This is a genomic window from Bartonella sp. AD328YNZD, from assembly GCF_042196425.1.
The window spans coordinates 1-536 of record NZ_JBHIQG010000872.1; the positions used below are offsets into that span (position 1 = coordinate 1).

A 536-nucleotide genomic window follows, 5' to 3' on the forward strand; every position below is an offset into this window, starting at 1 on the left:
GGCCATGTTTGGTCCCGGTGAGATGACTAAAAAAAATGAAACAATGAAAAAGGTTAGTATTTGATGACTCATTCTACTTTTAGCTCTGAGATTAATTGAGCTTCAAGATATAATTCTATTCTGTCAAATTTAGAGAGTTTTCCTACGCCCTGTGGAGTGCCTGTGTATATGATATCACCACGCCTTAGCTGAATGTAGTGACTTAAAAATGATATTATTTTCTCAAAGCTAAAGATCATATTTTTCGTATTGCCAACTTGCCTCGTTTCGCCATTTAACTTCATTGTAAAGGTTATTGGGTTGTTTATTTTTTCTTTGTTTATGAAGTCAGAGACGTATGCCGCTCCTTTAAATCCTTTAGATAAAAGCCAAGGAAGCTTTTTTTCTTTCAGTTTTGTTTGCAAGTCTCTTGCGGTAATATCAAGACCTATTGCTACGGCATCATAGCATTCTTCTGCTTCTTTCTCTGTGACCATGAAAGTGTCCTTTGAGATTCTGAGCACAATTTCAGTTTCAAAATGGATTTCTTTAGAAAA

The 536-nt window shown here is 35.3% G+C and carries 1 protein-coding gene; it reads right to left on the reverse strand.

Translation table 11 applies throughout. The features are described 5' to 3' along the window. Positions 1 to 68: 68 nt before the first annotated feature. The coding region (locus ACFIO3_RS15520) for a fumarylacetoacetate hydrolase family protein (RefSeq protein WP_375704829.1) at positions 69 to 536 on the reverse strand (468 nt) is incomplete at its 5' end.